Source organism: Delftia sp. 11MD (genome assembly GCF_050907895.1).
GTDB classification, from domain to species: Bacteria; Pseudomonadota; Gammaproteobacteria; order Burkholderiales; family Burkholderiaceae_C; genus Comamonas; species Comamonas tsuruhatensis.
Map to the genome: position 1 here is coordinate 1,221,952 of NZ_CP194333.1, position 22,366 is coordinate 1,244,317.

The following is a 22,366-nucleotide window of genomic DNA, read 5'->3' on the forward strand; positions in this document are numbered from 1 at the left end:
CTTGGCCATAGACAAAGAAAAAGCCCTTGGTGATGAACCAAGGGCTTTTTATTACAAATTCCTCGTGTTTCAGCGTAGGCCCTTGAAACTGGCGCGCCCTAAAGCGAGAGACACCGAGGAAGGGCCTGGGCCGGCCGCGCCGCCCCGCACCGAGGGTGTCGTCCCCCTCTGGGGGAAGGCGCGAAGCGACTCAGGGGGAGGGTTTATCCTCTGCGGGCTTGTCCACTGCGGTGCCGGGTTCGGCTTCTTCTTCCGGCGCCTTGGAGACGCGGCTGAACCAGCCGGCACCCAGGATGCCGATCTCGTAAAGAATGCACATGGGCACGGCCAGGGCCAGCTGGGAGATCACGTCGGGCGGCGTGACCACGGCGGCGATGATGAAGGCCACCACGATGAAATAGCCGCGGAAGGACTTGAGCTTGGCGATGTCCACCAGGCCGAAGCGCACCAGCAGCATGACCACGATGGGCACCTGGAAGGCCAGGCCAAAGGCCAGGTACAGCGACAGGATGGCCTCCACATACGATGCAATGTCCGGCGTGGCCGCCACGCTGTCCGGGGTGAAGCCCTGGATGAAGGCGAACATCTTGTCGAGCACGAAGAACTGCACGAAGGCGATGCCGATATAGGCCAGCAGGCTGCCGAAGATGATCAGCGGCAGCGCAAAGCGCTTTTCATGGCTGTACAGGCCGGGCGCCACGAAGGCCCACATTTGGTACATGATCCAGGGCAGCACGGCCAAGATGCCCACCATCATCAGTACCTTGAGCGGCACGAAGAAGGGGGTGAACACGCCGACTGCGATGAGCTTGGCATCGGGCGGCATGTGGGCCTTGATCGGGTGGGCGATGAAGTCGATCAGCCCGTTGGGGCCGGGCCATACGGCCAGCACGGCGATCGCCAGACCGATGCCGTAGATGCAGTAGAGCAGGCGGTCGCGCAGCTCCATCAGGTGCTGGACGAAAGGCTGCTCGGTGCCTGCCAGCTCGTCGTCTTTAGGTGGAATGTCGGACATGGTGCGAAACCGCGGCGGGCCGCAAGGGCGTCCACGGACCTGGTATGAAAAGCAGAAAGCCCGACGGATCGGGCAGGGTGGGGCGATGGCGGGTGCCCGGGTGGCAGAGGCTGGGCCGGTTGCCTCGTGGCCCGCTGCGCGCCAGCATCTTCAGCGGGACTTCTGGGGACGAAAGCGCGCCACGCGCGCCGCGCCCGACTGCGCCTTGGTGCGCACGCCGGCCCGGGCCTTGTACCACTGGGGCACGGCAGCACGCTTGAGGCGCCAGTTCTTGCCCGGGTGGCGGTAGGCCGGCGCCACGGCGCTGTACGTATCGCTGTCCGAGCCGTAGGAAGAGGAGTCGTACGAGGAAGACGTGCCGTTGAGCGATGCCGTGGACTCGTTCCAGTCCTTCTCGAAATTGGCGGCCGAAGTGTGGATGGACTGCTCGACGTCACGCGCCGCGCCTTCCACCGTGTCCTTCATCTTGCGCAACTCGTCGAGTTCCATCGAACGGTTGACCTCGGCCTTCACATCGGAGACGTAGCGCTGGGCCTTGCCCAGCAGGGTACCGACGGTGCGCGCCACGCGCGGCAGCTTCTCGGGGCCGATGACCACGAGAGCCACGGCGCCGATCAGCGCCATCTTGGACAGACCGATATCAAACATGGAGGCTTGGCGTGCGGAGCATCAGCTCTTTTGCTTGGCTTCGACGTCGATGGTGGCCTTGTCGGTGGCTGTCTGGCCTGCAACCTGGCCAGGGGCAGCTGCGGGGGTGTCGGTGGAGGTCGAGCCGTCCTTCACACCGTCCTTGAAGCCCTTGACTGCACCGCCAAGGTCGGAACCGATGTTCTTCAGCTTCTTGGTTCCGAACACCAGAACCACGATGGCCAGGACGATCAGCCAATGCCAGATGGAAAACGAGCCCATGAGAATCTCTCCTAAGAATTGCAGATCATTTTAGACGCCGGGCCATGGCGGCAGTTCGCAAGGCCCCACAAAAGCCGTTCGGCCGGCGCATGTACGCAGAAGTCGCAAGCAAGAGGCGGGCCATCTTGCGCGCTAGCCTGCGTCCAGCAAAGGCTTCAGCCCTTCAGCCAGGGGCGGGGGCCGCCCATGACATGGATGTGCAGGTGGTGGACTTCCTGTCCGCCCTCGGTGCCCGTGTTGACCACCAGACGGAAACCGCCGTCGGGATACGGATTGCAGCCTTGCTCGGCGGCCAGGCGGGGCGCCAGCACCATCATGCGGCCCAGCAGCGCAGCGTCGTCGGCCTGGACCTGGGCCATGGAGGGGATGTGCTTCTTGGGCACCATCAGAAAGTGGATGGGCGCGCCGGGATGGATGTCGTGGAAGGCGAAGACTTCATCGTCTTCATAGACCTTGCGGGAAGGGATCTCGCCTTTGATGATGCGGCAAAACAGGCAGTTCGGGTCGTGGTCGTGCATGGCGCTACGGGAGTCCTGGGAAGCTGGCGGTGGATCGAAAAATCAGGGTGAATTGTCGTTGATGTGCAGTGTCTGGCGCACGCCGATGTCGCTGCGGTGCTGCTGGAGCCAGTGCTGCCCCTGCTCGCGCCCCAGCTCGAACAGCTCGCGCACGAAACGCATGTCCGAGCGCGTCTTGGTCGAGGCGCCGTAGCCCTTGAGCACCGCGCCGCCGTCCACGCGGTGCAGCAGCACCTTTTTGTAGCGTGCCGGGTCCAGCTTGCCCTGCTCCAGCAGGCGCTTGACGAATTCGATGGCGCGCAGCTCGGACAGCAGGCCGGCGTTGAAGGTGACCTCGTTCATGCGGTCCATGATGTCGGCCGCCGTGTTGGGCAGGTCGGTGTGCTCGATGGGATTGATCTGCACCAGCAGGATGTCGCTGGACGCCGTGCCGTAGATCAGGGGATACAGGGCGGGATTGCCCGAGAAACCGCCGTCCCAGTAAGGCTCGCCATCGATTTCCACGGCCTTGAACAGCTGGGGCAGGCAGGCCGAGGCCATGACCGCGTCGGCACTGAGCCTTCTGCCCGAAAAGATGCTTCCCCGGCCTGTGCGCACATTGGTGGCGCAGACAAAGACCTTGGGCACCACGCCCTCCACGGGCGGACGCGTCAGCGCCTCGAAATCCACGACCCGTTCGAGCAGCTTGCGCAGCGGGTTGATGTCCAGCGGGTTGGTCTGGTAGGGCGAGAAGAACTGGTTGAGCACGCCCATGAAGGGGCTGCCCGGCAATGGCGCGCCCCACATCAGGCTGCCCATGGTGCCCACGCCTTCCCACAGTTCGGTCAGCGAGGCGCGGGCCAATTGGGCGCCCAGCGCCTGGGCGGCCACAGGATCGCTTTCCTGGCGCGCGGCCTGGGCAAAGCCCTGTGCCAGGGCCACGGCATTCATGGCGCCGGCGCTGGTGCCGCTGATGCCGTCGAAGACAAGGCTGCCGTCTTCCAGCAGTGCGTCCAGCACGCCCCAGGTCAGGGCGCCGTGCGAGCCCCCGCCCTGCAGGGCGAGGTTGATCTTGCAGGTCGGGGTGGAGGACATGGCGGGCGGGCCGGCGGCTTCAGCGGTCCACGGCCTGGTTGCGGTTCATGGCGACCATGCCGCGCACGATGCGGTACAGGAACCAGATGGAGATCACCGTCCAGGCGATCCAGCCGGGCACGAAGAACAGCAGCCACAGAGGTGCCGTGACCAGGTACAGGATGCCGGCCCAGATCACGCTGCGGATGCGCCACGAGAAATGGTTGGCCATCCAGCTGCCTTCGGCGTCGCCGCGCTTGACCAGGTCGATGATCAGGGCGATCACCAGCAGCGCGATGCTGGGCTGGGCGCCGGGCACGACGGCGGCCACGGCCACCACCAGGTGCAGCAGGTAGCTGACCCAGCCCCAGGCCTTGAGGCCTTCGATGCGGGACTGGTCCAGGGCACGGACTTCGATGTAATCGTCATTCATGGCAGCGGTCCTTTCTCGTTCACATCACGTTCCTGGGCCTTGCGCAGCGCCTTTTCCTCGATGCCGCTGGTGCCTTCGCGGCGCTCCAGCTCGGCGACGACCTGGGCGGGCGTCAGGCCATAGTGGGCCAGGGCGATCATGCTATGGAACCACAGATCGGCCACTTCGTAGAGGATTTTGCCGGCGTCCCCGCCATGGTCTGCGTCCTTGGCGGCCATGACGACTTCGGTGGCCTCTTCGCCGATCTTCTTCAAAAAGGCATCCGGGCCCTTGTGCAGCAGGCGGGCGACGTAGCTTTTGTCGGGGTCGCCGCCGTTGGCGGGCTTGCGGCTTTCGATGACGGCGGCCAGGCGCGCCAGGGCGTCCTGCGAGGAAGTGCTTGCGGTGTCGTTCATGTTCGTGGAATTCATTTGTAGATCGATTCGGGGTCTTTCAAGACCGGATCGACGGCCTGCCACTGGCCATCGCGCAGCACGCTGTAGAAGCAGCTGTGGCGCCCCGTATGGCAGGCAATGCCGGGCTCGTGGCCGGTCTGGGTGATCTTGAGCAGGACCACGTCGTTGTCGCAGTCGATGCGCACCTCGTGCACGGTCTGCACGTGGCCCGATTCCTCGCCCTTGAACCACAGCTTGTTGCGCGAGCGGCTGAAATAGACGGCGCGGCCCAGCTCGGCCGTCTTGGCCAGGGCCTCGCGGTTCATCCAGGCGAACATCAGCACGTCGCCCGTGTCCTTTTCCTGCGCGATCACGGGCACCAGGCCCTGCGCATCCCATTTGACTTGATCTAGCCAGTTCATTGCCTGCATTGTGAATATCCTGGGTTGGAATCCCTGTGACAGCATTGTCAGGAATTGCCTGGATTGAAAATACACCCCCTGAGTCGCTTCGCGCCTTCCCCCTCTCTCGCTGCGCGGGAGGGAGACGACAGCCTTGCTGCGGGGCGGCCCTTGCTCGCTGTCCCTGGTCCCTTGGGCCGCGCCGGTTTCATGGGTTGTGGGCGGCGCGAGCGCCATGGAAAACTGAAATGAAGGAGTCCGCCGACGCGCCGTATCAGAGGCGCACGGGCACGCCGCGCTCGGCCATGCGCTGCTTGGCCTGGCCCACGGTGAATTCGCCATAGTGGAAGATGCTGGCGGCCAGCACGGCGTCGGCGCCGCCCAGGGTCACGCCATCGGCCAGGTCGTCCAGCGAGCCCACGCCGCCGGAGGCGATCACGGGCACGGGCACGGCGTCGCTGACGGCGCGCGTGAGCTTCAGGTCGAACCCGGACTTGGTGCCGTCGCGGTCCATGCTTGTCAGCAGGATCTCGCCCGCGCCGCGGCGCGCCATTTCTGCGGCCCACTGCACGGCGTCCAGGCCGGTGTTCTTGCGTCCGCCGTGGCTGTAGACATCCCAGCCGGGGCCGGCGGCGCGGCCGTCGGCGCCGATGCGCTGCTCGTCTTCGGCGGTGCGGCGCTTGGCGTCGATGGCCACGACGATGCACTGCGCGCCGTACTTGTCGGAGGCGGCATTGATCACATCGGGATTGGCGATGGCGGCCGAGTTGAAGCTGGTCTTGTCGGCGCCCGCGTTGAGCAGGCGGCGCACGTCCTCGACGGTGCGCACGCCACCGCCCACGGTCAGCGGAATGAAGACCTGGCTGGCCACCGATTCGATGATGGGCAGGATCAGGTCTCGGCCATCGCTGGTGGCCGTGATGTCCAGGAAGGTCAGCTCGTCCGCGCCCTGGGCGTTGTAGCGCGCGGCGATCTCCACCGGGTCGCCCGCATCGCGCAGCTCCACGAAGTTCACGCCTTTGACGACGCGCCCTCCCGTGACGTCAAGACAGGGGATGATGCGTTTGGCAAGCATGGGCAGACTCGTGGCTAGGGCGTGAAACAAGGGCGAAAAGATACCACGCCCTCGGCGTCCGCAGGCGCTGCGGGGTTCAGCGCTTGAGACCTGCGGCCTGGCTTTGCCAGCGCCATGCGTCCTCGCACATGCGGTCCAGGTCCAGCATGGCCTTCCAGCCCAGCAGGCGCTCGGCCTCGGCGGGGTCGGCCCAGCACTGGGCCACGTCGCCGGGGCGGCGCGCCACGATCTGGTAGGGCACGGGGCGGCCGCTGGCGCGCTCGAAGGCCTTGACCATCTCCAGCACCGAGACCGGGCGCCCCGTGCCCAGGTTCACCGTCAGCAGGCCTTGCTGTTTACGCAGATGGCGCAGCGCCGCCAGGTGGCCGCGCGCCAGGTCGGTGACGTGGATGTAGTCACGCACGCCCGTGCCGTCCGGCGTGGCGTAGTCATCCCCATAGACACTGAGCTGCTGGCGCTGGCCGATGGCGACCTGCGACACATAGGGCATGAGGTTGTTGGGGATGTCGCGTGGGTCCTCGCCGATCAGGCCGCTTTCATGGGCGCCCACGGGATTGAAGTAGCGCAGCCGTGCCAGGCGCCACTGGCCGGGCTCGGCGCGGTCCAGGTCGGCCAGCATTTCCTCGATCCACAGCTTGCTGCGGCCGTAGGGGTTGGTGGCAGACAGCGGGAAATCCTCGCGGATCGGCAGGCTGGCCGGGTCGCCGTAGACCGTGGCCGAGGAGGAGAACACCAGGCTGTGCACGCCCGCCGCCTGCATGGCCTGCAGCAGGGCGACCGTGCCGCCCACGTTGTGTTCGTAGTAGCGCAGTGGCTGGGCCACGGATTCGCCCACGGCCTTGAGTGCGGCGAAGTGGATCACCTCGCGGATGGAGTGCTCGGCAAACAGCCGGTCCAGCGCGGCGCGGTCGCGCACATCGCCTTCCACGCACAGCGGGCGCCGGCCCGTGATGCGTTCCATGCGGTCGAGCACGTCGGCGCTGCTGTTGCTGAAGTTGTCGTAGATCAGGTAGGGCTCGCCTGCGGCGGCCAGCTCCACGCAGGTGTGGGAGCCGATGAAGCCGGCGCCGCCTGTGACCAGGATCATGAATACCTCTCATTGGTGATTTTTTGGCGTGCCTAGTATCGCAATAACCCAGCTTTTCCTCGGGTTCAAGTGGGCTGAGCACAAAAGTAGGGAGAAAACACATTTGTAGACAAACAACGTTATGCTCGGCCCGCTTTTCGTCGGATTGACGATAGCTTTCATCAAATTGTTAAGAAATTTGATGCATAAAAACTATGAATTGATGGGGCATCACCACGCCCTGAGGAGAAGGCCATGAACGGTTTCCTGCGAAGCTGCCTGGTCTGCTGGGGGTTGCTGTGCGGCTGGGTGGTGCAGGCTGCCGAACCCGCGGTGGCTGTCTATTACGGGAACAAGGCATCGCTCAGTGAATTGAGCCTCTACGACATTGCCGTCGTGGAGCCGGGCCATGGCTATGACCCGGTCCGGTTTCGCAAGCAGGCCCCGGGCAGCGAGCTGTATGCCTACGCTTCCGTGGCCGAGGTGCTGCCCGAGCGCGCCTACTTCGGCAAGATTCCCGAGGCCTGGAAGATGGCGCGCAACGGCGCCTGGCAGTCCATCGTCCTGGACCAGACACCCGCGCAGTGGCCCGCCTTCTTTGCCGACGAGGTGATCGCGCCGCTGTGGAAGCAGGGCTTTCGCGGCTTCTTCCTGGACACGCTGGACTCCTACCGCCTGGCCACGAATTTCGACGAAAAGGCCCAGCAGGACGGCCTGGTGCGCGTCATCGAGACGCTGCACCAGCGCTATCCCGGCATCCGCCTGATCCTGAACCGGGGCTTCGAGATCGTGCCGCGCGTGAGGGACAAGGTACAGATGGTGGCGGCCGAGTCGCTGTTGCGGGGCTGGGATGCCAGCCTCAAGCGCTATGTGAACGTGCCCGAGAAAGACCGCGAATGGCTGCTGCAGCAACTGCAGACCATCCGCGAGCGCGACCGCCTGCCGGTGCTGTCCATCGACTACGTGGCCCCGCATGACCGCGACGCCACGCGTGAGACCGCCCGCCGCATTGCGCAGCTGGGCATCATCCCCTGGGTTTCCGATGCCGGGCTGCAGACCCTGGGCATAGGCCAGGTGGAGGCGGTGGCGCGCAGGGTGTTGATTCTCTACAACGGTGCCGACTATCCGTCCATCAACGGCGCATCGGCGCACCGCTTCCTGGAAATGCCCCTGAACTACATGGGCTACGTCGCCGACTACGCCGATGTGCGCGAGCCCCTGCCTGAAGGCGTGGCGCGTGACCGCTATGCCGGCGTGGTGAGCTGGTTCGGCGGCGCGGTGCCCGAGATGCGGGCCAAAAGCGTGCGGCAGTGGCTGGCCAACCAGGTGCAGCAGGGCATGCCGCTGCTGGTGCTCAATACGCTGGGCCTGTCACAGGACCGCACCATGTCGGCCGCCCTGGGCACGCGCAGCACGGAAGCGGCACCCGTGTTCCCGCTGCGGCGCGCCGAAAAGGCGCCGGTCATGGGTTTCGAGATACAGCCGGCCGAGCCAGCGCACGATTACGAAGGCTGGGAGTTCACGCCGCAGATGGCCAGGGGCAGCCGCGAGTTGCTGTCCTTCGACGACAAGCGGGGGCGCCGCTTCGTGTCGGCCGCCATCACGCCCTGGGGCGGCTTTGCACTCATGCCCTATGTGGTGGTGGGCATGCCGGGCACCGACCAGTCGCGCTGGGTGATCGACCCCTTCGCGCTGTTGCGCGAGGCGCTGCGCCTGCAGGACTTTCCGGTGCCCGACGTCACCACCGAGAACGGCCGCCGCCTGCTGCTGGCTCATGTGGACGGGGACGGCTTTCCTTCCAAGGCCGAGCTGCCGGGCACGCCCTTCGCGGGCGAAGTGCTGCGCCGCGAGATCCTGGAGCGCTACAGGATTCCGCACACCATCTCGGTCATCGAGGCCGAAGTCTCGCCGCAGGGCCTGTATCCGCAATGGGCTGACCAGCTGGAGGGCATTGCCAAGCGCATCTTCGCCATGCCCCATGTCGAGATCGCCAGCCATTCCTATTCCCATCCCTTCTTCTGGGAGCCCGGGGCAGCGCCCGACGGGGATGACAGCAAGGAGGTGAACCTCAACCTCCACATCCCCGGCTACCAGATGGACATGAACCGGGAGATCAATGGCTCGGTCGACTACATCCGCAAGCGCCTGGCGCCGCCCGGCAAGCCGGTGGACGTGTTCCTGTGGACCGGCAACACGGCGCCCAGCGCCGAGGCCCTGGCCATCTCCGACGCGGCGGGACTGCTCAACATGAATGGCGGCGACACGGCCATCACGCGCAGCAATCCCTCTCTGACGGAGGTGCGCAGCTGGGGCCTGCGCAAGGGCGGCCATCTGCAGATCTATGCGCCCGTCACCAACGAGAACATCTACACCAACCTCTGGCACGGGCCGTTCTACGGCTTCGAGCGCGTCATCGAAACCTTCGAGATGACCGACGCGCCCCGGCGCATGAAGGCCGTGGACATCTACTACCACTCCTACTCCGCCAGCAAGCAGGCCAGCATCAAGGCCCTGCACAAGGTCTACCAGTGGGCGCTGGCGCAGCGGCTGAACCCGGTCTACAGCTCCGAGTACATCCGCAAGGTGCAGGATTTCTACGAATTCGCCATCGGCCGCGACGCGCAGGGCTGGCGCCTGCGGGGCCCGGGCCAGTTGCGCACGCTGCGCATGCCGCCCGGCATGGCCCTGCCGTCCATGGCTGCCAGCCGCGGCATCGCCGGCTATGCCAAGGGCACGGACGGAAACTACCTTCACCTGGCCGGCGGCGCCGGATACCTGGTGCAGCAGGATGCCGCAGGCGCGGCCGCCTCCGCGGCGCGCCCCTATCTGGTGGATGCCAATGCCCGGCTCACGCAATGGCTGCCCCAGGCCGATGGCGGCGTGCGCTTGACCCTGCAGGGCCATGTGCCGCTGGAGCTGCGCATGCACCTGCCGTCCGGCTGTGCGCTGAGTTCCCTGAACGCCGCCAATCCCCTCATTGCCGTGGCGGGTGCCGATACGGGCAGCTCCAACCTCCGTTCCTTCAGAAGTACCCATCACAGTGTTGAACTCCAAGCGCAATGCCGGGGGCTCTGAGCGCCCCGTCACGGTTCCCTTCTGGCTGATCGTGCTGCTGGCGGTACTGATCGGTGGCGCCCTGTGGATGCTGTTTCCCAAGCAGGATCTGGAGCGCCGGCTCTCCGTCACCGGAGATGATTCCGAGCTGTCCTACAACTACCTGAGCAACCTGCTCAAGAGCGACCCGGGCAATGAAAACCTGCGCGCCCTGCTCAAGGCCAAGGAGGAGCGCCTGAAAGCCATCAAGCTGGCGCGCGAAGAGGCAGCCAAGCAGGCGCTGCCCAGCGCCGCCGTCCAGGCCTGGGAGCGCTGGCAGGCCGCCTACCAGAACTATCTGGAGGCGCAAAAGCAGGACCATCGCGCCGGAGGGCAGGCCGATGCCCTGGCGCTCCAGGTGATGCAGGCGCTCAAGGAGGTCCCGCTGGCGGGTCTGACCCAGGAGCAGGCGCTGTACCTGGCCTCTTCGGCGCTGGTACTCAAGGACGCACCGCTGGCCCTGGGCATCTACGACGACGTGGCAGAGCGCCAGGCCGATCCCGCGCGCAAGGCGCAGGTCTATGAGTCCGCTGCGCGGCAGGCGCTGGGCATGTCGCTGTACGAGGAATCGGCGCGGCTGCTGCGCCAGGCCAGCGCCACGACCGAGGACGTCCAGCAGTCGCGCGCCTACCTCTGGCAGGCCCTGCAGGTGCTGCAGTCCGGCAACCGTGCCAGCGAAGCGCTGGCGCTGGCGCGCCAGCAGGAAGAACTGTTGGGCAGCGACCCGGAAACGCTGCGAAGGCTCATCGGCCTGGCGCGCGCGGCCGGCAACCGGGCCGAGGCCGAGCGCTATGCCAAGCGGCTGCTGCAGCTGTCCCTGCTGCAGCAATGGCAGGTGCAGGTGGCAGGCGCTTCGGGAGCAGGCCCGGCCGTAGCGTCCGCAGTGGCCGACGACGGCGCCTGGGCACTGCAGCCCGTGGCCTGGACCGCCCCGGGCTGGCGCATGCTGCGCACGGCCGACCCCGCGCGCAAGCCGCCGCCGGGCCTGCCCTTTGACGACAAGACCTACCAGCTGGGCTACGAGGTGTTCCTCGAGAACCGCAATCTGGAGGACGCCTGGCGCGTGGCCACGGCCGCGGTGCGCCAGGCGCCGCAGGACATGGCCTGGCGCGAGCGCCTGGCCCAGGTGTCCGAATGGATGGGGCAGCAGCAGCAGGCCCTGGACAACTGGCTGGTCATTGCGCAGAACACGGGCCGTGAAGATGCCTGGAAGACGGTGATGCGCCTGGCGCCGGGCCTGTTCGACGACCGCGCCCTGATTGCCGGCCTGCGCCACCAGTTGAGCCGCCGTCCCCAGGATGCCGCGCTGCTGCAGGCGCTGGTCCAGGCCTATGAGCGCCAGGCCGAGCCGGGCGCGGCCATCGACTATCTGCAAAAGCACGGCAGTACGCCGCAGTCGCAGATTCTGCTGGCCCAGCTGGCTGAGCGCGCAGGCCGTCCGCCGCTGGCGCTGCAGGCATGGAAGCGCGTGCTCAGCGATCCCGAGCAGCGCACGCCGGCCCATGTCATGCCCGCCGCCGTGCTCGCGCTGCTGCAGGGCGAGCCGGCGCTGGGCCTGCGCTGGCTGGAAGACGCACAGACGCGCGTTCCGGCCGGCATGCAGGACGAAGGCGAGTACTGGCGCCTGCTGGGCGACCTGGCCCAGGACCAGCGCCAGGAGGCGCTGACGCTCAAGGCCTACCGCCGCCTGCTGCAGACGCCGCACGCCGGCATCAGCGACTACGACGAAGTGATCCGCCTGCTGCAGCGCACCGACCGCCGCGAGGCGGCCCAGATGTCCCTGCATGCCTGGGAGCAGTTCCAGGACGTGCGCCATCTGACACAGGCCTTCTACCTGCTGGAGGACCAGGAGGACTGGACGCAGATCGGCCGCCAGGTCGAGCGCATCATGGCCGACCCGGCCTTGCTCAAGCGCCTGATGGGCCAGCCCACCTTCTTCCAGATCCTGGGCGCCTACTACCAGCGCACTGCGCAGCCGAAAAAGGCCATGGAAGCCTTCGAGAAGGGCCTGGCGCTGGACCCCGGCTCCACGCCGCTGCGCCAGGGCCTGATGTGGCTGCTGATCGACACGCAGAACGCGGCGGCCCTCAAGCTGCTGCTGGCGGCGGCCGAGCCCGTGTGGGCACGTGATGCCGACATGCACGGCGCCCTGGCGGCGGCCTACATGACGCTGTCGCGCCCGGCCGTTGCGCTGGAGCGGTATCTGAAGCCGCACCGCACGGAGCATGCCGACGACTTCCTGTGGATGATGCAGTACGCGGACGCGCTGGAGCAGAACCAGCAGGCGGACCAGGCCTGGAACCTGAGGCAGCAGCTGTGGCAGCGCGAGAAGGCGCGCACGCGTGCGCAGCAGGGCCCTTCGGCCGATGCGGCCCGCCGCTGGCTGACCGCCGAGGGCCTGGACGAGGTCCAGCGCCAGGCACGCAGCCGGCTCATGCTCTTTCATACCCAGGGCGATGCCGAATTCGCCCTGATGCGCGAGCTGCTGCGCATGGACCTGGAAGGCGGGCGCCGCGAGCATTCCGCTGCTGCGGCCGAGCTGGCCATCGCCTGGCTGCAGGAGCGCGGCGAATACCAGGCCGAGCGCGGCTACCTTTGGCAGCAGTACGCGCGCAGCCGCAGCAAGAGTGCCAGCGCACCGCTGTGGGCCGAGATCACGGTGGCCCTGGCGGAAAAGGATGTGGCCCAGGCCGGGCAGCTGCTGCAGCGCCATGACGAGGCACTGCCGCGCTACGACCGCATCAACGCGGCGGCCATGGTGGGCGATGTGCGGCTGGCGCAGACCGCGGGCTTCGAGAGCATGGCCTACCAGCCCGACGACGATCCCCTTCACCTGGGGCTGACCGAGCAGTTGCTGGCCTTCAGCGACTACGGCGGCCTGCAGTTGCGCAATCGCCGCATGGACGCCATCGACGAGCAGGTCTCGCGGCTGCGCTGGCATGTGGGTCTCAACCCCCGCTGGGCGCTGGACCTGGATGCTGAGGACGTGCGCCGCACGGTCAACAAAAGCACCCTGGTGCGCGGACCCTCCCAGGAGCGGGGCATCGGCCTGCGCCTGACGCGCAAGACGCAGTCGGCCTCCAGCGAGTTCATGCTGGGCCGGCGCGAAAGCCTGGAGAGCTACACGCCGATGCAGTTCACGCAGACCTACAACGTGGACAGCCGCTGGAGCCTGCAGGCATCGCTGGGCCGGCACCTGGCCACGCAGGAAACGCTGGCCATGCGCATGGGCGGCATGAAGGACCGCGTGTCGCTGGGCAGCAGCTACCAGCTCTCGCGCCTGGACCAGATCACGCTGGAGCTGGCATCGGAGCGCTACCGCGTGCAAAGCGGCGTCCGCGTGGGCTCCGGCAACCATGCGATGCTGCAATACCTGCACACCTATCGCAGCGAGGCACCCACCCTGCAGTTCGGCGCCTTCACCTCCTGGCACCGCTACAGCCGCACCGACCCGGCGCTGCTGCAGGGCAGGAATGCGGCCATCCTGGGCTACCTGCCTGCGTTCAACGATCCCACCATCGACTATCTGTTGCCGCGCAGCTTCCGCTTCTCGGGCCTGCAGATGATGTTCAACACGGGCTACGAGCAGCAATACACGCGCGCGCTGCGGCCCTATGCCAGCCTGGCCCTGACGCACCACAGCATCAACGGCGCGGGCTACGAGCTGGGCATGGGCCTGGCCACCAGCCTGTTCGGCGCGGACCACCTCGCGCTGGGCCTGAACCTGTCCAAGTCGGGCATCAACACCGTGGGCAATACCCGCGAGCTGTTGCTCACCTACCGCCTCCACTACTGATCCGAAGACTTCAAGGAGCCTTTCCATGACACACCGCACTTCTTTTGCCTCCCGCCTTCGCGTGCTCACGGGTATGGCCCTTGTCGGCCTGCTGTCTGCCTGCTCGACCATCGACCGGGGCACGGCGCCCGCGCTGGAGACGAACGCCAGCTGGGCCGTGCTGCCCTTCGAGAACCACACCGAGACACCCATGGCCGGCAACCGCGCCGCCGCCATCGCCACGGCGCTGATCAATGCGCGCGGCGTGGGCCAGGTCAAGCGCTACACGGGCGATGCGCTGCAGGAGACGCTGTTCGACGGCCGCGACGCCAAGCGCCGCGAGGACGCCCTGGCCTGGGCGCGCGGCGAAGGCGTGCGCTATGCGCTGACGGGCGCGGTGGACGAATGGCGCTACAAGGTCGGAGTGGATGGCGAACCGGCCGTGGGCGTGACGCTGGAGATCGTGGACGTGGGCACCGGCGCCACCGTGTGGAGCGGCGCGGGCGCGCAAAGCGGCTGGAGCCGCGAGGCCCTGGCCGCCGTGGGCCAGAAGCTGATCCGCAATCTGCTGGGCACGGGCCTGGCCAACGCCCGATAAGCGCATCGAGGAACGATTTTCCATGCCAGACCAAGCCACCACGCCCAAGGCGGCACCGCATCCCGATGCACCGCGCCGAGCCGGCATTGCCGCGGAATTCAGGGGTTCGCCCCTGGGCCTGCTTGTGCAGACAAGCGCCAAGCCCTGGGTGGTGGTGGGAGAGACGCTGCTTTTGCCGTTGCTGGCCCTGTTGGTCGGCATGTGGGCCAACCCCGCCAACCCCCTGTGGGTGGAGGCGGAGTTTCCCTGGGCCTGGCTGGCGCCCGTGGTCGTGGCCCTGCGCTACGGGCCCGTTGCCGGCCTGTCGGCGTCCGGTGTGCTGCTGCTGGCATGGCTGGGCGTCAACCAGCGGGATCTGTCGCTGTTTCCCGAACAGTATTTCCTGGGCGGCCTGATCCTGGTCATGGTCGTGGGCGAGATCTCCAGCCTGTGGCGCGCGCGCATACGCCGTGCGCGCACGGCGCAGAACTACATGGACCAGCGCACCGAGCAACTGATCCGCCAGCATTACCTTCTGCGCCTGTCGCATGACCGCCTCGAGCAGGAGCTCATAGGCCGTCCCGTGTCCATGCGCGACGCCATCAACGTGCTCAGCGGCCTCAGCGGCGCCGAGGGCGATGCGCAAAGCCTGCTCAACCTGCTGGCGCGCTTCAGCCAGATCAGCGTGGCCAGCCTGGTGCCCGTGCGCAACGATGTGCTGGACCCCACGCCCATTGCCCAGCTGGGCGGCGAGCGACCCATCCATGTCCATGACCCGCTGGTGCGCCAGGCGCTGGACAGCCATGTGCTGTGCCATATCTCGCAAAGCATGGCGCAAGGCCAGCAGACGCAGTACATCGTCGTGGCGCCCATGCTGGACCTGGAGGGCGAGATCTACGGCCTGCTGCTGGTCGAGGAAATGCCTTTCTTCGCACTGCAGGAAGAAGCGCTGCAGACCATCAACCTGCTGCTGGGCTACTACACCGACAGCGTGGCCGCCAACAGCCTGGCCGCACCGCTGCTGCAGGCCTATCCCGACTGCCCGCCGCACTTCGCCTTCGAGGTGCAGCGCATGGAGCATGTGAACCGCAGCGCGCGCCTGAGCAGCGTGGTGGTGGCGCTGGAGCTGTCGCCATCGGCCGTCCAGGCGCAGATGGCCCAGCAGATCATGCGGCTGGAGCGCATGCTGGACCGCTCCTGGCTGCAGGAGCGCGATGGCCGGCAACTGCTGGCCATCTTCATGCCGCTGGGCACCAACGCCACGGCCGAGGGCTACCTGAACCGCATCGAGGCCTGGCTGGCCCAGCGCGGCGTGGCCTCGCTGGCCGATGCGGGCATCTTCCCGCGCACCATCTTGCTGGACCGCTGCTCGGCCATCAGCGTGCTGGAGCGGCTGCACCAGATGGGGCAGGGCCATGCTTAACCTCAAGCTGGCCCTGGGCGCGCTGGCCGCGGAAATCGCCTCCTGGAGCAGCCTGTGGCTGCTGCGCAGCCAGTCGGACGCCGCCCTGCTGGGCTATCTCATGGCCCATGGATTGGCCAGCGGCCTGCTGGCGCTGTGCCTGGCGCCGTTCCTGGCCACCTCGGCCAGGTCGGTGCGCCAGCGCCTGGCCCTGGTGGCGCTGATGGGGCTGTTTGCCTATGCCGTGCCGGTGGCCGGCATCCTGGGCGCCGTCGTGGCCACCATTGCGCTGCACACGCAGCGCGGCCCGCGCGGTGGCCAGCGCTTTCCGGTGATGCCCCTGCCCGATTTCGACCCGCACCAGCAGTCCGGAACCAGCCGCCGCCAGGCGGGCCTGCAGTCCTTCCTGGCCAATCCCAATGTGCCCGTCGCCTCGCGCATGCGGGCCATGGTGGCGCTGGGCAGCGTGCCGGGGCGCATTGCCTCGCCCATGCTGCGCACGGCGCTGGGCGATTCCAGCGAGGACCTGCGCCTGCTGGCCTACAGCATGCTGGACGCCAAGGAGCGCGAGATCAGCAAGACCATCCACCAGGAGCTTCAGCTGTTCGAGCACGCCCGCCAGTCCGAGGGCGATGCGCCCTGCGGGCCGCGCGGCCTGCAGGCGGCTCGGGCGCTCACCGACCTGTATGCGGAGCTGGTCTACCAGGGCGTGGCGCAGGGCGATGTGCGTGACCACGCCATCCAGCAATCCCTGCACTACTGCGACCTGGTGCTGGCCCAGCGGCCCGACAACGCGCTGCTGCTGTTGCGCCGTGGCCGGCTGTTGCATCTGCAGGGCAGGCAGGTGGAGTCGCTGGCCTGCTACGAGCGCTCGCTGGCGCTGGGCATGGAGCCCGCGCGCGTCGTGCCCTACCAGGCCGAGCTGCTGTTCGAGCGGCGCGAGTTCGCCAAGGCGCAGGCGCTGATGCGATCGCTGGACATCGAGCATGCCCTGCCGCGCCTGAAGCCCAGCATCCGCTACTGGAGTGCCTCATGAGCCGTGCGAGCCAGTTCCCCACGGCGGCCAGTGCGGACATCGCGCTGCTGCTGGAGGGCACGTTTCCCTATGTCAGCGGCGGCGTGTCCAGCTGGGTCAACCAGATCCTGCAGGCCTATCCCGAGCACCGCTTCGCCATCGTCTTCCTGGGAAGCCGGCGCGAGGACTATGGCGATTTCCGCTACGCGCTGCCGCCCAACGTGGTGCACTTCGAGCAGCATTTCCTCTTTGACGCCCTGCACTCCAACATCCAGCCCGCGCCCTCGCGCGGCCATCCCGAAGCCCTGGCCAAGGCCCGGGAGTTCCTGCAAGCGCTGGAGGCGCATGACGGCACTGCCGAAAGCCGGGCCAAGGTGCTGGCGGCCATGCGCTCGATTGCGCTGGAACTGCAGCCCGGCGGCAGCCTGCCGCTGGAGGATTTCCTGCACAGCGAATTCGCCTGGGACCTGATCCGCGACAGCTACCGGCGCCACTGCACCGATCCATCGTTCGTGGACTTCTTCTGGACCGTGCGCATCATGCTGCAGCCGCTGTGGCTGATGGCGCGCATCGCCCACGGGCTGATCCCGGTGCGCGTGCTGCATACGGTCTCCACGGGCTATGCGGGGTTTCTGGGGGGGCTGCTGCACCATTCGCGCGGCCTGCCGCTGGTGCTGTCCGAGCATGGCATCTATACCAAGGAGCGGCAGATCGACCTGTTGCAGAGCACCTGGATACGCGACAACCGCAACATCTTCCAGCGCGACCCCATGGAGGTGTCGTTCTTCCGGCAGATGTGGATACGGTTTTTCGACTGGATGGGGCGCTTTTGCTATGGCGCGGCCGACCCCATCATTGCGCTGTACGAGAACAACCGCCTGCGCCAAGTGGCCGATGGCGCGGCGGCAGAGCGCACGGTCAGCATTCCCAACGGCATCCGCATAGAGCGCTTTGCGCCGCTGCGCGCCCAGCGGCCGGCTGGGACGCCGCCCGTGCTGTGCCTGATCGGCCGCGTGGTGCCCATCAAGGACATCAAGACCTTCATCCGCGCCATGCGCCGCGTGGTCAACCGGATGCCCCAGGCCCAGGCCTGGGTGGCCGGCCCCACGGCCGAAGACCCGGCCTATGCCGATGAATGCCAGAACCTCGTGGACAGCCTGGGCCTGCAGGCCAACGTACGCTTTCTGGGCATGCAGAAGGTGGAGGAGTTGCTGCCCAAGGTGGGCGTGGTCGTGCTGTCGTCCATCAGCGAGGCGCTGCCCCTGGTGATTCTCGAAGCACAGGCCGCCGGCGTGCCCGTCGTCAGCACCGACGTGGGCTCGTGCCGCCAGCTCATCGACGGGCTGGGGCCCGAGGACCAGGCCCTGGGCTCGTGCGGGCGCGTGGTCGGCATTGCCAACCCCGAGGCACTGGCCGATGCCTGCCTGGAGCTGCTGGCATCGCCCGGGCAATGGCAGGCCGCCAGCGCGGCCGGGATTGCGCGCGTGGAGCGCTACTACTCCGACCGGCTGCTGTTCGAGCGCTACAGGCAGGTCTATGACAGGGCGCTGCAACAGTCCGAGGAAAAACACTGATGGCCGGCATTGGATTCGAACTGCGCCACCTGCTGCGCAAGAACACGCTGACCAGCGTGCTCCAGGCCTACGCCTATGCGGGCGTCATCGGCTCGGGGCCGTGGGTGTTCTCCATCATCGGCATCCTGCTGGTGGGGGTGTTCAGCGTCAGCGTGGTGGCGCCGCCGCTGCTGGTCACGCAGTTCCAGACCTCGGTCACCTACCTGGTGGCCAGCAGCCTGATCCTGACCGGGGCGGCGCAGCTGGCATTCACGCGCTTTGTCTCGGACCAGCTGTTCCTCAAGAAGGACGAGAGCATCCTGCCCAACCTGCATGGCCTGCTGCTGGTCGTGGTGGCCACTGCCAGCGCGCTGGGCACGCTGGCGCTTTTCGTGGTGCTGCCGGGCCAGGGCCTGCTGTACCGCGTGCTGATGCTGGCGGGCTTCACGCTGATGTGCGTGGTCTGGGTCATGACCGTGCTGCTGTCGGGCCTCAAGCACTACCGGGCCATTGCCGGGCTGTTCGGCGCCACCTACCTGCTCATCGTGCTGCTGGCGCTGCCGCTGCGCTACTGGGGGCTGGAAGGGCTGCTGGCCAGCTTCGTGATCGGCCACGTGCTGCTGCTGGCCGGCATGTGGATGATCGTGCTGCGCAGCTTTCCGCTGCAAAAGCGCTGGATCGCCTTCGACTTCACGCAGCGCTCGCTGATCTTTCCGGCGCTGATCGCCATCGGCGTGCTCTACAACCTGGGCATCTGGATCGACAAGTTCATGTTCTGGTACTACCCGCCGACCTCGCAGCAGATCATCGGCGGGCTCAGGGCCTCGCTGATCTACGACCTGCCGGTGTTCCTGTCCTACCTGTCCATCATTCCGGGCATGGCGGTCTTTCTGGTGCGCATCGAGACCGACTTCGTCGAGTACTACGACAAGTTCTTCGATGCCGTGCGCGGCGGCGGATCGCTCGAGTACATCGAGTCCATGCGCAACGAAATGGTCTACGCCATCCAGGCGGGCCTGGGCGAGATCGCCAAGGTGCAGACGCTGGCCGTTCTCGTCACCCTGGTGGCCGGACCGGCCATCCTGCAGTTGCTGGGCATCTCCCAGCTGTACCTGCCGCTGCTGCATGTGCAGGTGGTCGGCGCCGGGCTGCAGGTGGGCGTGATGGCCGTGCTCAACGTGTTCTTCTATCTGGACGAGCGGCGCATCGTCTTCATGCTGTGCCTGCTGCTGGTGGTGCTGAACATCGCCTTCACGGGCATTTCGCTGGCGCTGGGCGCCGCGTTCTATGGCTACGGCTTTTGCCTGGCCATGCTGGTGACGCTGTGCGTGGGCCTGTTCATGCTCTCGCGCGAACTCAACCGGCTCGAGTACAAGACCTTCATGCTGCAGTGACCGGCAGGCATCTCTCGCCCTTTGCCGATTTGCACGGTCTTGATCCAGCGTGTTGGCGGGGGGCGCCGGTCTGCGCGACAATACGGGATTCGGCGCCGGCACCCAACCGAGACAAAGGTTCCGCCAAGGAACCATTCATTACAACGATTGCGCACCTTGCGTGCAGCGGCCGCCGCCTTTCGCTTTTTCCACTCCAAAGCTTTAAGCCATGAAAAAACGCACCCTCTTGGCCATGGTGGCCCTGTCTGCACTGCTGGCAGCCTGCGGCAAGAACGAGTCCGCATCGACCGCCGCCGCGCCGGTTGCCGCCCCCGTGCCGGCAGCCATGACCAAGTTGGTGATCGGCCTGGACGACAACTTCCCGCCCATGGGCTTTCGTGACGACAAGAACGAGATCGTCGGCTTCGACATCGACATGGCGCGTGAAGCCGCCAAGCGCATGAACGTGGAGGTGGACTTCAAGCCCATCGACTGGAGCGCCAAGGAGGCCGAGCTGGTCGGCAAGCGCGTCGACGCGCTGTGGAACGGCCTGACCATCACCGAAGAGCGCAAGAAGAACATCGCCTTCACCGCGCCCTACATGGAGAACCACCAGATCATCATCGTGCGCGCCGACTCCGACATCAAGGACAAGGCCGGCCTGGCCGGCAAGGTCGTGGGCGCGCAGGATGGCAGCTCGGCCGTGGACGCCATCAAGAAGGACGCCGCCGTGGCCGCCAGCTTCAAGGACCTGAAGACCTTCGGCGACAACATCACCGCGCTGATGGACCTGTCGGCCGGCCGCCTGGACGCCGTCGTGGTCGACGAGGTCGTGGGGCGCTTCCACGTGGCCAAGAAGGCTGGCGAGTACCTGGTGCTCGAGGACAACTTCGGCACCGAGGACTACGGCGTGGGCCTGCGCAAGGAAGACACCGAAGTTCTGGGCAAGCTCGAAGCCGCGCTGGCCGAGATGAAGAAGGACGGCAAGGCCGCCGAAATCGCCTCCAAGTGGTTCGGCAAGGACATCATCAAGTAAATCCGGCACACCATGCGACCGGCAAGGCCAGCCTGGCATTGCCGGTCTTTTGCGTTCTGGGACGCACGCGCCCGTGGCTGCCCGGATCCTGCCGATGCCGGCGGGGCCGCGCACCGCACTGAGGCCATTCGATGGAATATGTAATCTCGCTCATGGGGCCGCTGTCCGCCGGCGCCCTGGTCACCCTCAAGCTCTTCGTCATCACCCTGGCGCTGTCCATTCCCCTGGGACTGTCGCTGGCGCTGATGCGCATCTCCCGCTTTCCCGCCCTGAGCCGGCTGGTCGGCGGATACATCTGGCTGATGCGCGGCACGCCGCTGATGCTGCAGATGCTGTTCATCTACTTCGCGCTGCCCTTCGTGCCCGTGATCGGTGTGCGCCTGCCCGATTTCCCGGCCGCCGTCGTCGCCTTCGCGCTGAACTACGCCGCCTACTTCGCCGAAATCTTCCGCGCGGGCATCCAGTCCGTGGACCGCGGCCAGTACGAGGGCGCCAAGGTGCTGGGCATGAGCTACGGCCAGACCATGCGCCGCATCATCCTGCCGCAGATGTGGGCGCGCATCATCCCGCCCGTGAGCAACGAGACCATCACCCTGGTCAAGGACACCTCGCTCATCTACGTGCTGGCCCTGAATGACCTGCTGCGCGCGGCGCGCGGCATCGTGCAGCGCGATTTCACCATCACGCCCTTCGTGGTGGCCGCAGGCTTCTATCTGGTCATGACTCTCGTGTTGACCTGGATCTTCCAATACCTAGAAAAACGCCATGCCAAATACGACGCGTGATAGCGCGCCCGAGACCATGATCTCGGCGCAGAACATCTGCAAGGGCTTTGGCGGCGTGCCGGTGCTGCGCGGCGTTTCGCTGGAGCTGGCGCGTGGCGAGGTGGTGGCCATCATAGGTCCCTCGGGATCGGGCAAGAGCACCTTTTTGCGCTGCCTCAACCACCTGGAAACCATTGACAGCGGCCGTGTCGCCGTCGAGGGCGAGGTGCTGGTGGACAGCGGCGCGGACGGCCGTGCCCACTACGTGCCCGAGGCGCAGATCCGCCAGATCGGCCGCAAGATGGGCATGGTGTTCCAGTCCTTCAACCTGTTCCCGCACCTCACGGTGCTGGAGAACGTCATCGAGGCGCCCATCATCGTCAAGGGCCTCAGGCGCGAGCAGATCGTGCCCAAGGCCGAGGCGCTGCTGCACAAGGTGGGCCTGCTGGAAAAGTGCGATGCCTATCCCAACCGTCTGTCGGGCGGGCAAAAGCAGCGCGTGGCCATTGCCCGGGCCCTGGCCATGGAGCCCGACATCCTGCTGTTCGACGAGCCCACCTCCGCGCTGGACCCCGAGCTGACCGGCGAGGTGCTGCGCACCATGCGCGAGCTGGCGCAGGAGCACATGACCATGCTGGTCGTGACCCACGAGATGGGCTTTGCCCGTGAAGTGGCCAATCGCGTGATCTTCATGGACAAGGGGGAGATCGTCGAGCAAGGCCCTGCGGAAGCATTCTTTGCGGCGCCGCAGCACACGCGGACCCAGGCATTCCTGCAGAACATGTTGTAAAAAAACATCTGTCCAATCCGGATTTTCCCCAGGTCCAGAGAGCGTGCAACGCTTGTGTAGCAAGCAAAGCATGCTCTTTTTTTTATGGCGGTTTCTGCCATGACTTTTTGAGAAACATACACGGATGTATGTTTATCTCGGGCG

At 66.5% G+C, this 22,366-nt stretch carries 20 protein-coding genes; 10 read left to right on the forward strand and 10 right to left on the reverse strand.

Translation table 11 applies throughout. The features are described from left to right. Positions 1-190 precede the first annotated feature (190 nt). The 10 genes from tatC to galE all read right to left on the reverse strand — a co-directional run bounded on the left by tatC (position 191) and on the right by galE (position 6,865). Positions 191-1,015 carry a twin-arginine translocase subunit TatC gene (gene tatC / locus ACRSCF_RS05485; protein WP_016445558.1) on the reverse strand — a complete coding sequence of 275 codons (825 nt, stop codon included), beginning with the start codon at positions 1,013-1,015 and terminating at the stop codon, positions 191-193. A 150-nt stretch (positions 1,016-1,165) separates the two neighbouring features. Continuing rightward, positions 1,166-1,663: a Sec-independent protein translocase protein TatB gene (gene tatB / locus ACRSCF_RS05490; RefSeq protein WP_012207353.1), complete on the reverse strand. Its 498-nt coding sequence runs from the start codon at positions 1,661-1,663 to the stop codon at positions 1,166-1,168. A gap of 21 nt (positions 1,664-1,684) precedes the next feature. Next, positions 1,685-1,924 carry a Sec-independent protein translocase subunit TatA gene (gene tatA / locus ACRSCF_RS05495; RefSeq protein ID WP_016445560.1) on the reverse strand — a complete coding sequence of 80 codons (240 nt, stop codon included), beginning with the start codon at positions 1,922-1,924 and terminating at the stop codon, positions 1,685-1,687. A 155-nt stretch (positions 1,925-2,079) separates the two neighbouring features. After that, positions 2,080-2,442, reverse strand: coding sequence for a histidine triad nucleotide-binding protein (locus ACRSCF_RS05500; RefSeq protein WP_016445561.1), 363 nt, complete (start codon positions 2,440-2,442; stop codon positions 2,080-2,082). Between the two features lie 42 nt (positions 2,443-2,484). Continuing rightward, a complete protein-coding gene (locus tag ACRSCF_RS05505; protein WP_016445562.1) occupies positions 2,485-3,516 on the reverse strand; it encodes a patatin-like phospholipase family protein in 1,032 nt (343 codons plus the stop codon). Between the two features lie 19 nt (positions 3,517-3,535). Further along, positions 3,536-3,928: a DUF4870 family protein gene (locus ACRSCF_RS05510; protein ID WP_013800783.1), complete on the reverse strand. Its 393-nt coding sequence runs from the start codon at positions 3,926-3,928 to the stop codon at positions 3,536-3,538. Beyond that, complete coding sequence (locus ACRSCF_RS05515) at positions 3,925-4,338, reverse strand: phosphoribosyl-ATP diphosphatase (protein ID WP_016445563.1); 414 nt, start codon at positions 4,336-4,338, stop codon at positions 3,925-3,927. Before ACRSCF_RS05515 ends, ACRSCF_RS05510 begins: the two co-directional genes overlap by 4 nt. Beyond that, positions 4,335-4,733 (reverse strand): phosphoribosyl-AMP cyclohydrolase, encoded by a 399-nt coding sequence (gene hisI, locus ACRSCF_RS05520; protein ID WP_174538852.1) that lies wholly within the window; start codon positions 4,731-4,733, stop codon positions 4,335-4,337. Before hisI ends, ACRSCF_RS05515 begins: the two co-directional genes overlap by 4 nt. A gap of 244 nt (positions 4,734-4,977) precedes the next feature. After that, a complete protein-coding gene (hisF, locus tag ACRSCF_RS05525; RefSeq protein WP_013800786.1) occupies positions 4,978-5,778 on the reverse strand; it encodes an imidazole glycerol phosphate synthase subunit HisF in 801 nt (266 codons plus the stop codon). A gap of 76 nt (positions 5,779-5,854) precedes the next feature. Beyond that, the gene (gene galE, locus ACRSCF_RS05530) at positions 5,855-6,865 is read right to left on the reverse strand and encodes a UDP-glucose 4-epimerase GalE (RefSeq protein ID WP_432675288.1); all 1,011 of its coding nucleotides are present in this window, start codon (positions 6,863-6,865) and stop codon (positions 5,855-5,857) included. A gap of 234 nt (positions 6,866-7,099) precedes the next feature. Between galE and ACRSCF_RS05535 the strand changes: the two genes are divergently transcribed. From ACRSCF_RS05535 to ACRSCF_RS05580, 10 genes are all read left to right on the forward strand, one after another. Continuing rightward, positions 7,100-9,919 (forward strand): bifunctional glycoside hydrolase 114/ polysaccharide deacetylase family protein, encoded by a 2,820-nt coding sequence (locus tag ACRSCF_RS05535; RefSeq protein WP_392443430.1) that lies wholly within the window; start codon positions 7,100-7,102, stop codon positions 9,917-9,919. Continuing rightward, on the forward strand, positions 9,885-13,733 hold the full coding sequence (locus tag ACRSCF_RS05540) for a tetratricopeptide repeat protein (RefSeq protein WP_432675291.1): 3,849 nt from the start codon (positions 9,885-9,887) through the stop codon (positions 13,731-13,733). Before ACRSCF_RS05535 ends, ACRSCF_RS05540 begins: the two co-directional genes overlap by 35 nt. A 25-nt stretch (positions 13,734-13,758) precedes the next feature. Beyond that, positions 13,759-14,310, forward strand: coding sequence for a hypothetical protein (locus ACRSCF_RS05545; RefSeq protein ID WP_016445568.1), 552 nt, complete (start codon positions 13,759-13,761; stop codon positions 14,308-14,310). A gap of 22 nt (positions 14,311-14,332) precedes the next feature. Beyond that, on the forward strand, positions 14,333-15,712 hold the full coding sequence (locus tag ACRSCF_RS05550) for a PelD GGDEF domain-containing protein (RefSeq protein ID WP_016445569.1): 1,380 nt from the start codon (positions 14,333-14,335) through the stop codon (positions 15,710-15,712). Next, positions 15,705-16,727 carry a hypothetical protein gene (locus ACRSCF_RS05555; RefSeq protein WP_016445570.1) on the forward strand — a complete coding sequence of 341 codons (1,023 nt, stop codon included), beginning with the start codon at positions 15,705-15,707 and terminating at the stop codon, positions 16,725-16,727. The genes ACRSCF_RS05550 and ACRSCF_RS05555 overlap by 8 nt, the downstream gene beginning before the upstream one ends. Beyond that, positions 16,724-18,280, forward strand: coding sequence for a GT4 family glycosyltransferase PelF (pelF, locus tag ACRSCF_RS05560; RefSeq protein WP_432675294.1), 1,557 nt, complete (start codon positions 16,724-16,726; stop codon positions 18,278-18,280). The genes ACRSCF_RS05555 and pelF overlap by 4 nt, the downstream gene beginning before the upstream one ends. Beyond that, positions 18,280-19,653, forward strand: a complete 1,374-nt coding sequence (pelG, locus tag ACRSCF_RS05565) for an exopolysaccharide Pel transporter PelG (RefSeq protein ID WP_432675296.1) — start codon at positions 18,280-18,282, stop codon at positions 19,651-19,653. The genes pelF and pelG overlap by 1 nt, the downstream gene beginning before the upstream one ends. A 208-nt stretch (positions 19,654-19,861) precedes the next feature. Next, on the forward strand, positions 19,862-20,668 hold the full coding sequence (locus ACRSCF_RS05570) for an amino acid ABC transporter substrate-binding protein (protein ID WP_016445573.1): 807 nt from the start codon (positions 19,862-19,864) through the stop codon (positions 20,666-20,668). A 131-nt stretch (positions 20,669-20,799) separates the two neighbouring features. Next, a complete protein-coding gene (locus ACRSCF_RS05575; protein ID WP_012207336.1) occupies positions 20,800-21,453 on the forward strand; it encodes an amino acid ABC transporter permease in 654 nt (217 codons plus the stop codon). After that, a complete protein-coding gene (locus tag ACRSCF_RS05580; protein ID WP_432675299.1) occupies positions 21,434-22,222 on the forward strand; it encodes an amino acid ABC transporter ATP-binding protein in 789 nt (262 codons plus the stop codon). The genes ACRSCF_RS05575 and ACRSCF_RS05580 overlap by 20 nt, the downstream gene beginning before the upstream one ends. Positions 22,223-22,366 lie beyond the last annotated feature (144 nt).

Excerpts from the sequence above, each read along its gene's own strand:
- ACRSCF_RS05555 (WP_016445570.1), top strand. The coding sequence starts at position 15,705 with ATGCTTAACCTCAAGCTGGCCCTGGGCGCGCTGGCCGCGGAAATCGCC.
- ACRSCF_RS05545 (WP_016445568.1), top strand. The coding sequence starts at position 13,759 with ATGACACACCGCACTTCTTTTGCCTCCCGCCTTCGCGTGCTCACGGGT.
- ACRSCF_RS05515 (WP_016445563.1), bottom strand. The coding sequence starts at position 4,338 with ATGAATTCCACGAACATGAACGACACCGCAAGCACTTCCTCGCAGGAC.
- ACRSCF_RS05505 (WP_016445562.1), bottom strand. The coding sequence starts at position 3,516 with ATGTCCTCCACCCCGACCTGCAAGATCAACCTCGCCCTGCAGGGCGGG.
- ACRSCF_RS05500 (WP_016445561.1), bottom strand. The coding sequence starts at position 2,442 with ATGCACGACCACGACCCGAACTGCCTGTTTTGCCGCATCATCAAAGGC.
- tatA (WP_016445560.1), bottom strand. The coding sequence starts at position 1,924 with ATGGGCTCGTTTTCCATCTGGCATTGGCTGATCGTCCTGGCCATCGTG.
- ACRSCF_RS05510 (WP_013800783.1), bottom strand. The coding sequence starts at position 3,928 with ATGAATGACGATTACATCGAAGTCCGTGCCCTGGACCAGTCCCGCATC.
- hisF (WP_013800786.1), bottom strand. The coding sequence starts at position 5,778 with ATGCTTGCCAAACGCATCATCCCCTGTCTTGACGTCACGGGAGGGCGC.
- pelF (WP_432675294.1), top strand. The coding sequence starts at position 16,724 with ATGAGCCGTGCGAGCCAGTTCCCCACGGCGGCCAGTGCGGACATCGCG.
- ACRSCF_RS05580 (WP_432675299.1), top strand. The coding sequence starts at position 21,434 with ATGCCAAATACGACGCGTGATAGCGCGCCCGAGACCATGATCTCGGCG.
- ACRSCF_RS05535 (WP_392443430.1), top strand. The coding sequence starts at position 7,100 with ATGAACGGTTTCCTGCGAAGCTGCCTGGTCTGCTGGGGGTTGCTGTGC.
- galE (WP_432675288.1), bottom strand. The coding sequence starts at position 6,865 with ATGATCCTGGTCACAGGCGGCGCCGGCTTCATCGGCTCCCACACCTGC.
- hisI (WP_174538852.1), bottom strand. The coding sequence starts at position 4,733 with ATGCAGGCAATGAACTGGCTAGATCAAGTCAAATGGGATGCGCAGGGC.
- ACRSCF_RS05550 (WP_016445569.1), top strand. The coding sequence starts at position 14,333 with ATGCCAGACCAAGCCACCACGCCCAAGGCGGCACCGCATCCCGATGCA.
- tatC (WP_016445558.1), bottom strand. The coding sequence starts at position 1,015 with ATGTCCGACATTCCACCTAAAGACGACGAGCTGGCAGGCACCGAGCAG.
- ACRSCF_RS05575 (WP_012207336.1), top strand. The coding sequence starts at position 20,800 with ATGGAATATGTAATCTCGCTCATGGGGCCGCTGTCCGCCGGCGCCCTG.
- tatB (WP_012207353.1), bottom strand. The coding sequence starts at position 1,663 with ATGTTTGATATCGGTCTGTCCAAGATGGCGCTGATCGGCGCCGTGGCT.
- ACRSCF_RS05570 (WP_016445573.1), top strand. The coding sequence starts at position 19,862 with ATGAAAAAACGCACCCTCTTGGCCATGGTGGCCCTGTCTGCACTGCTG.
- pelG (WP_432675296.1), top strand. The coding sequence starts at position 18,280 with ATGGCCGGCATTGGATTCGAACTGCGCCACCTGCTGCGCAAGAACACG.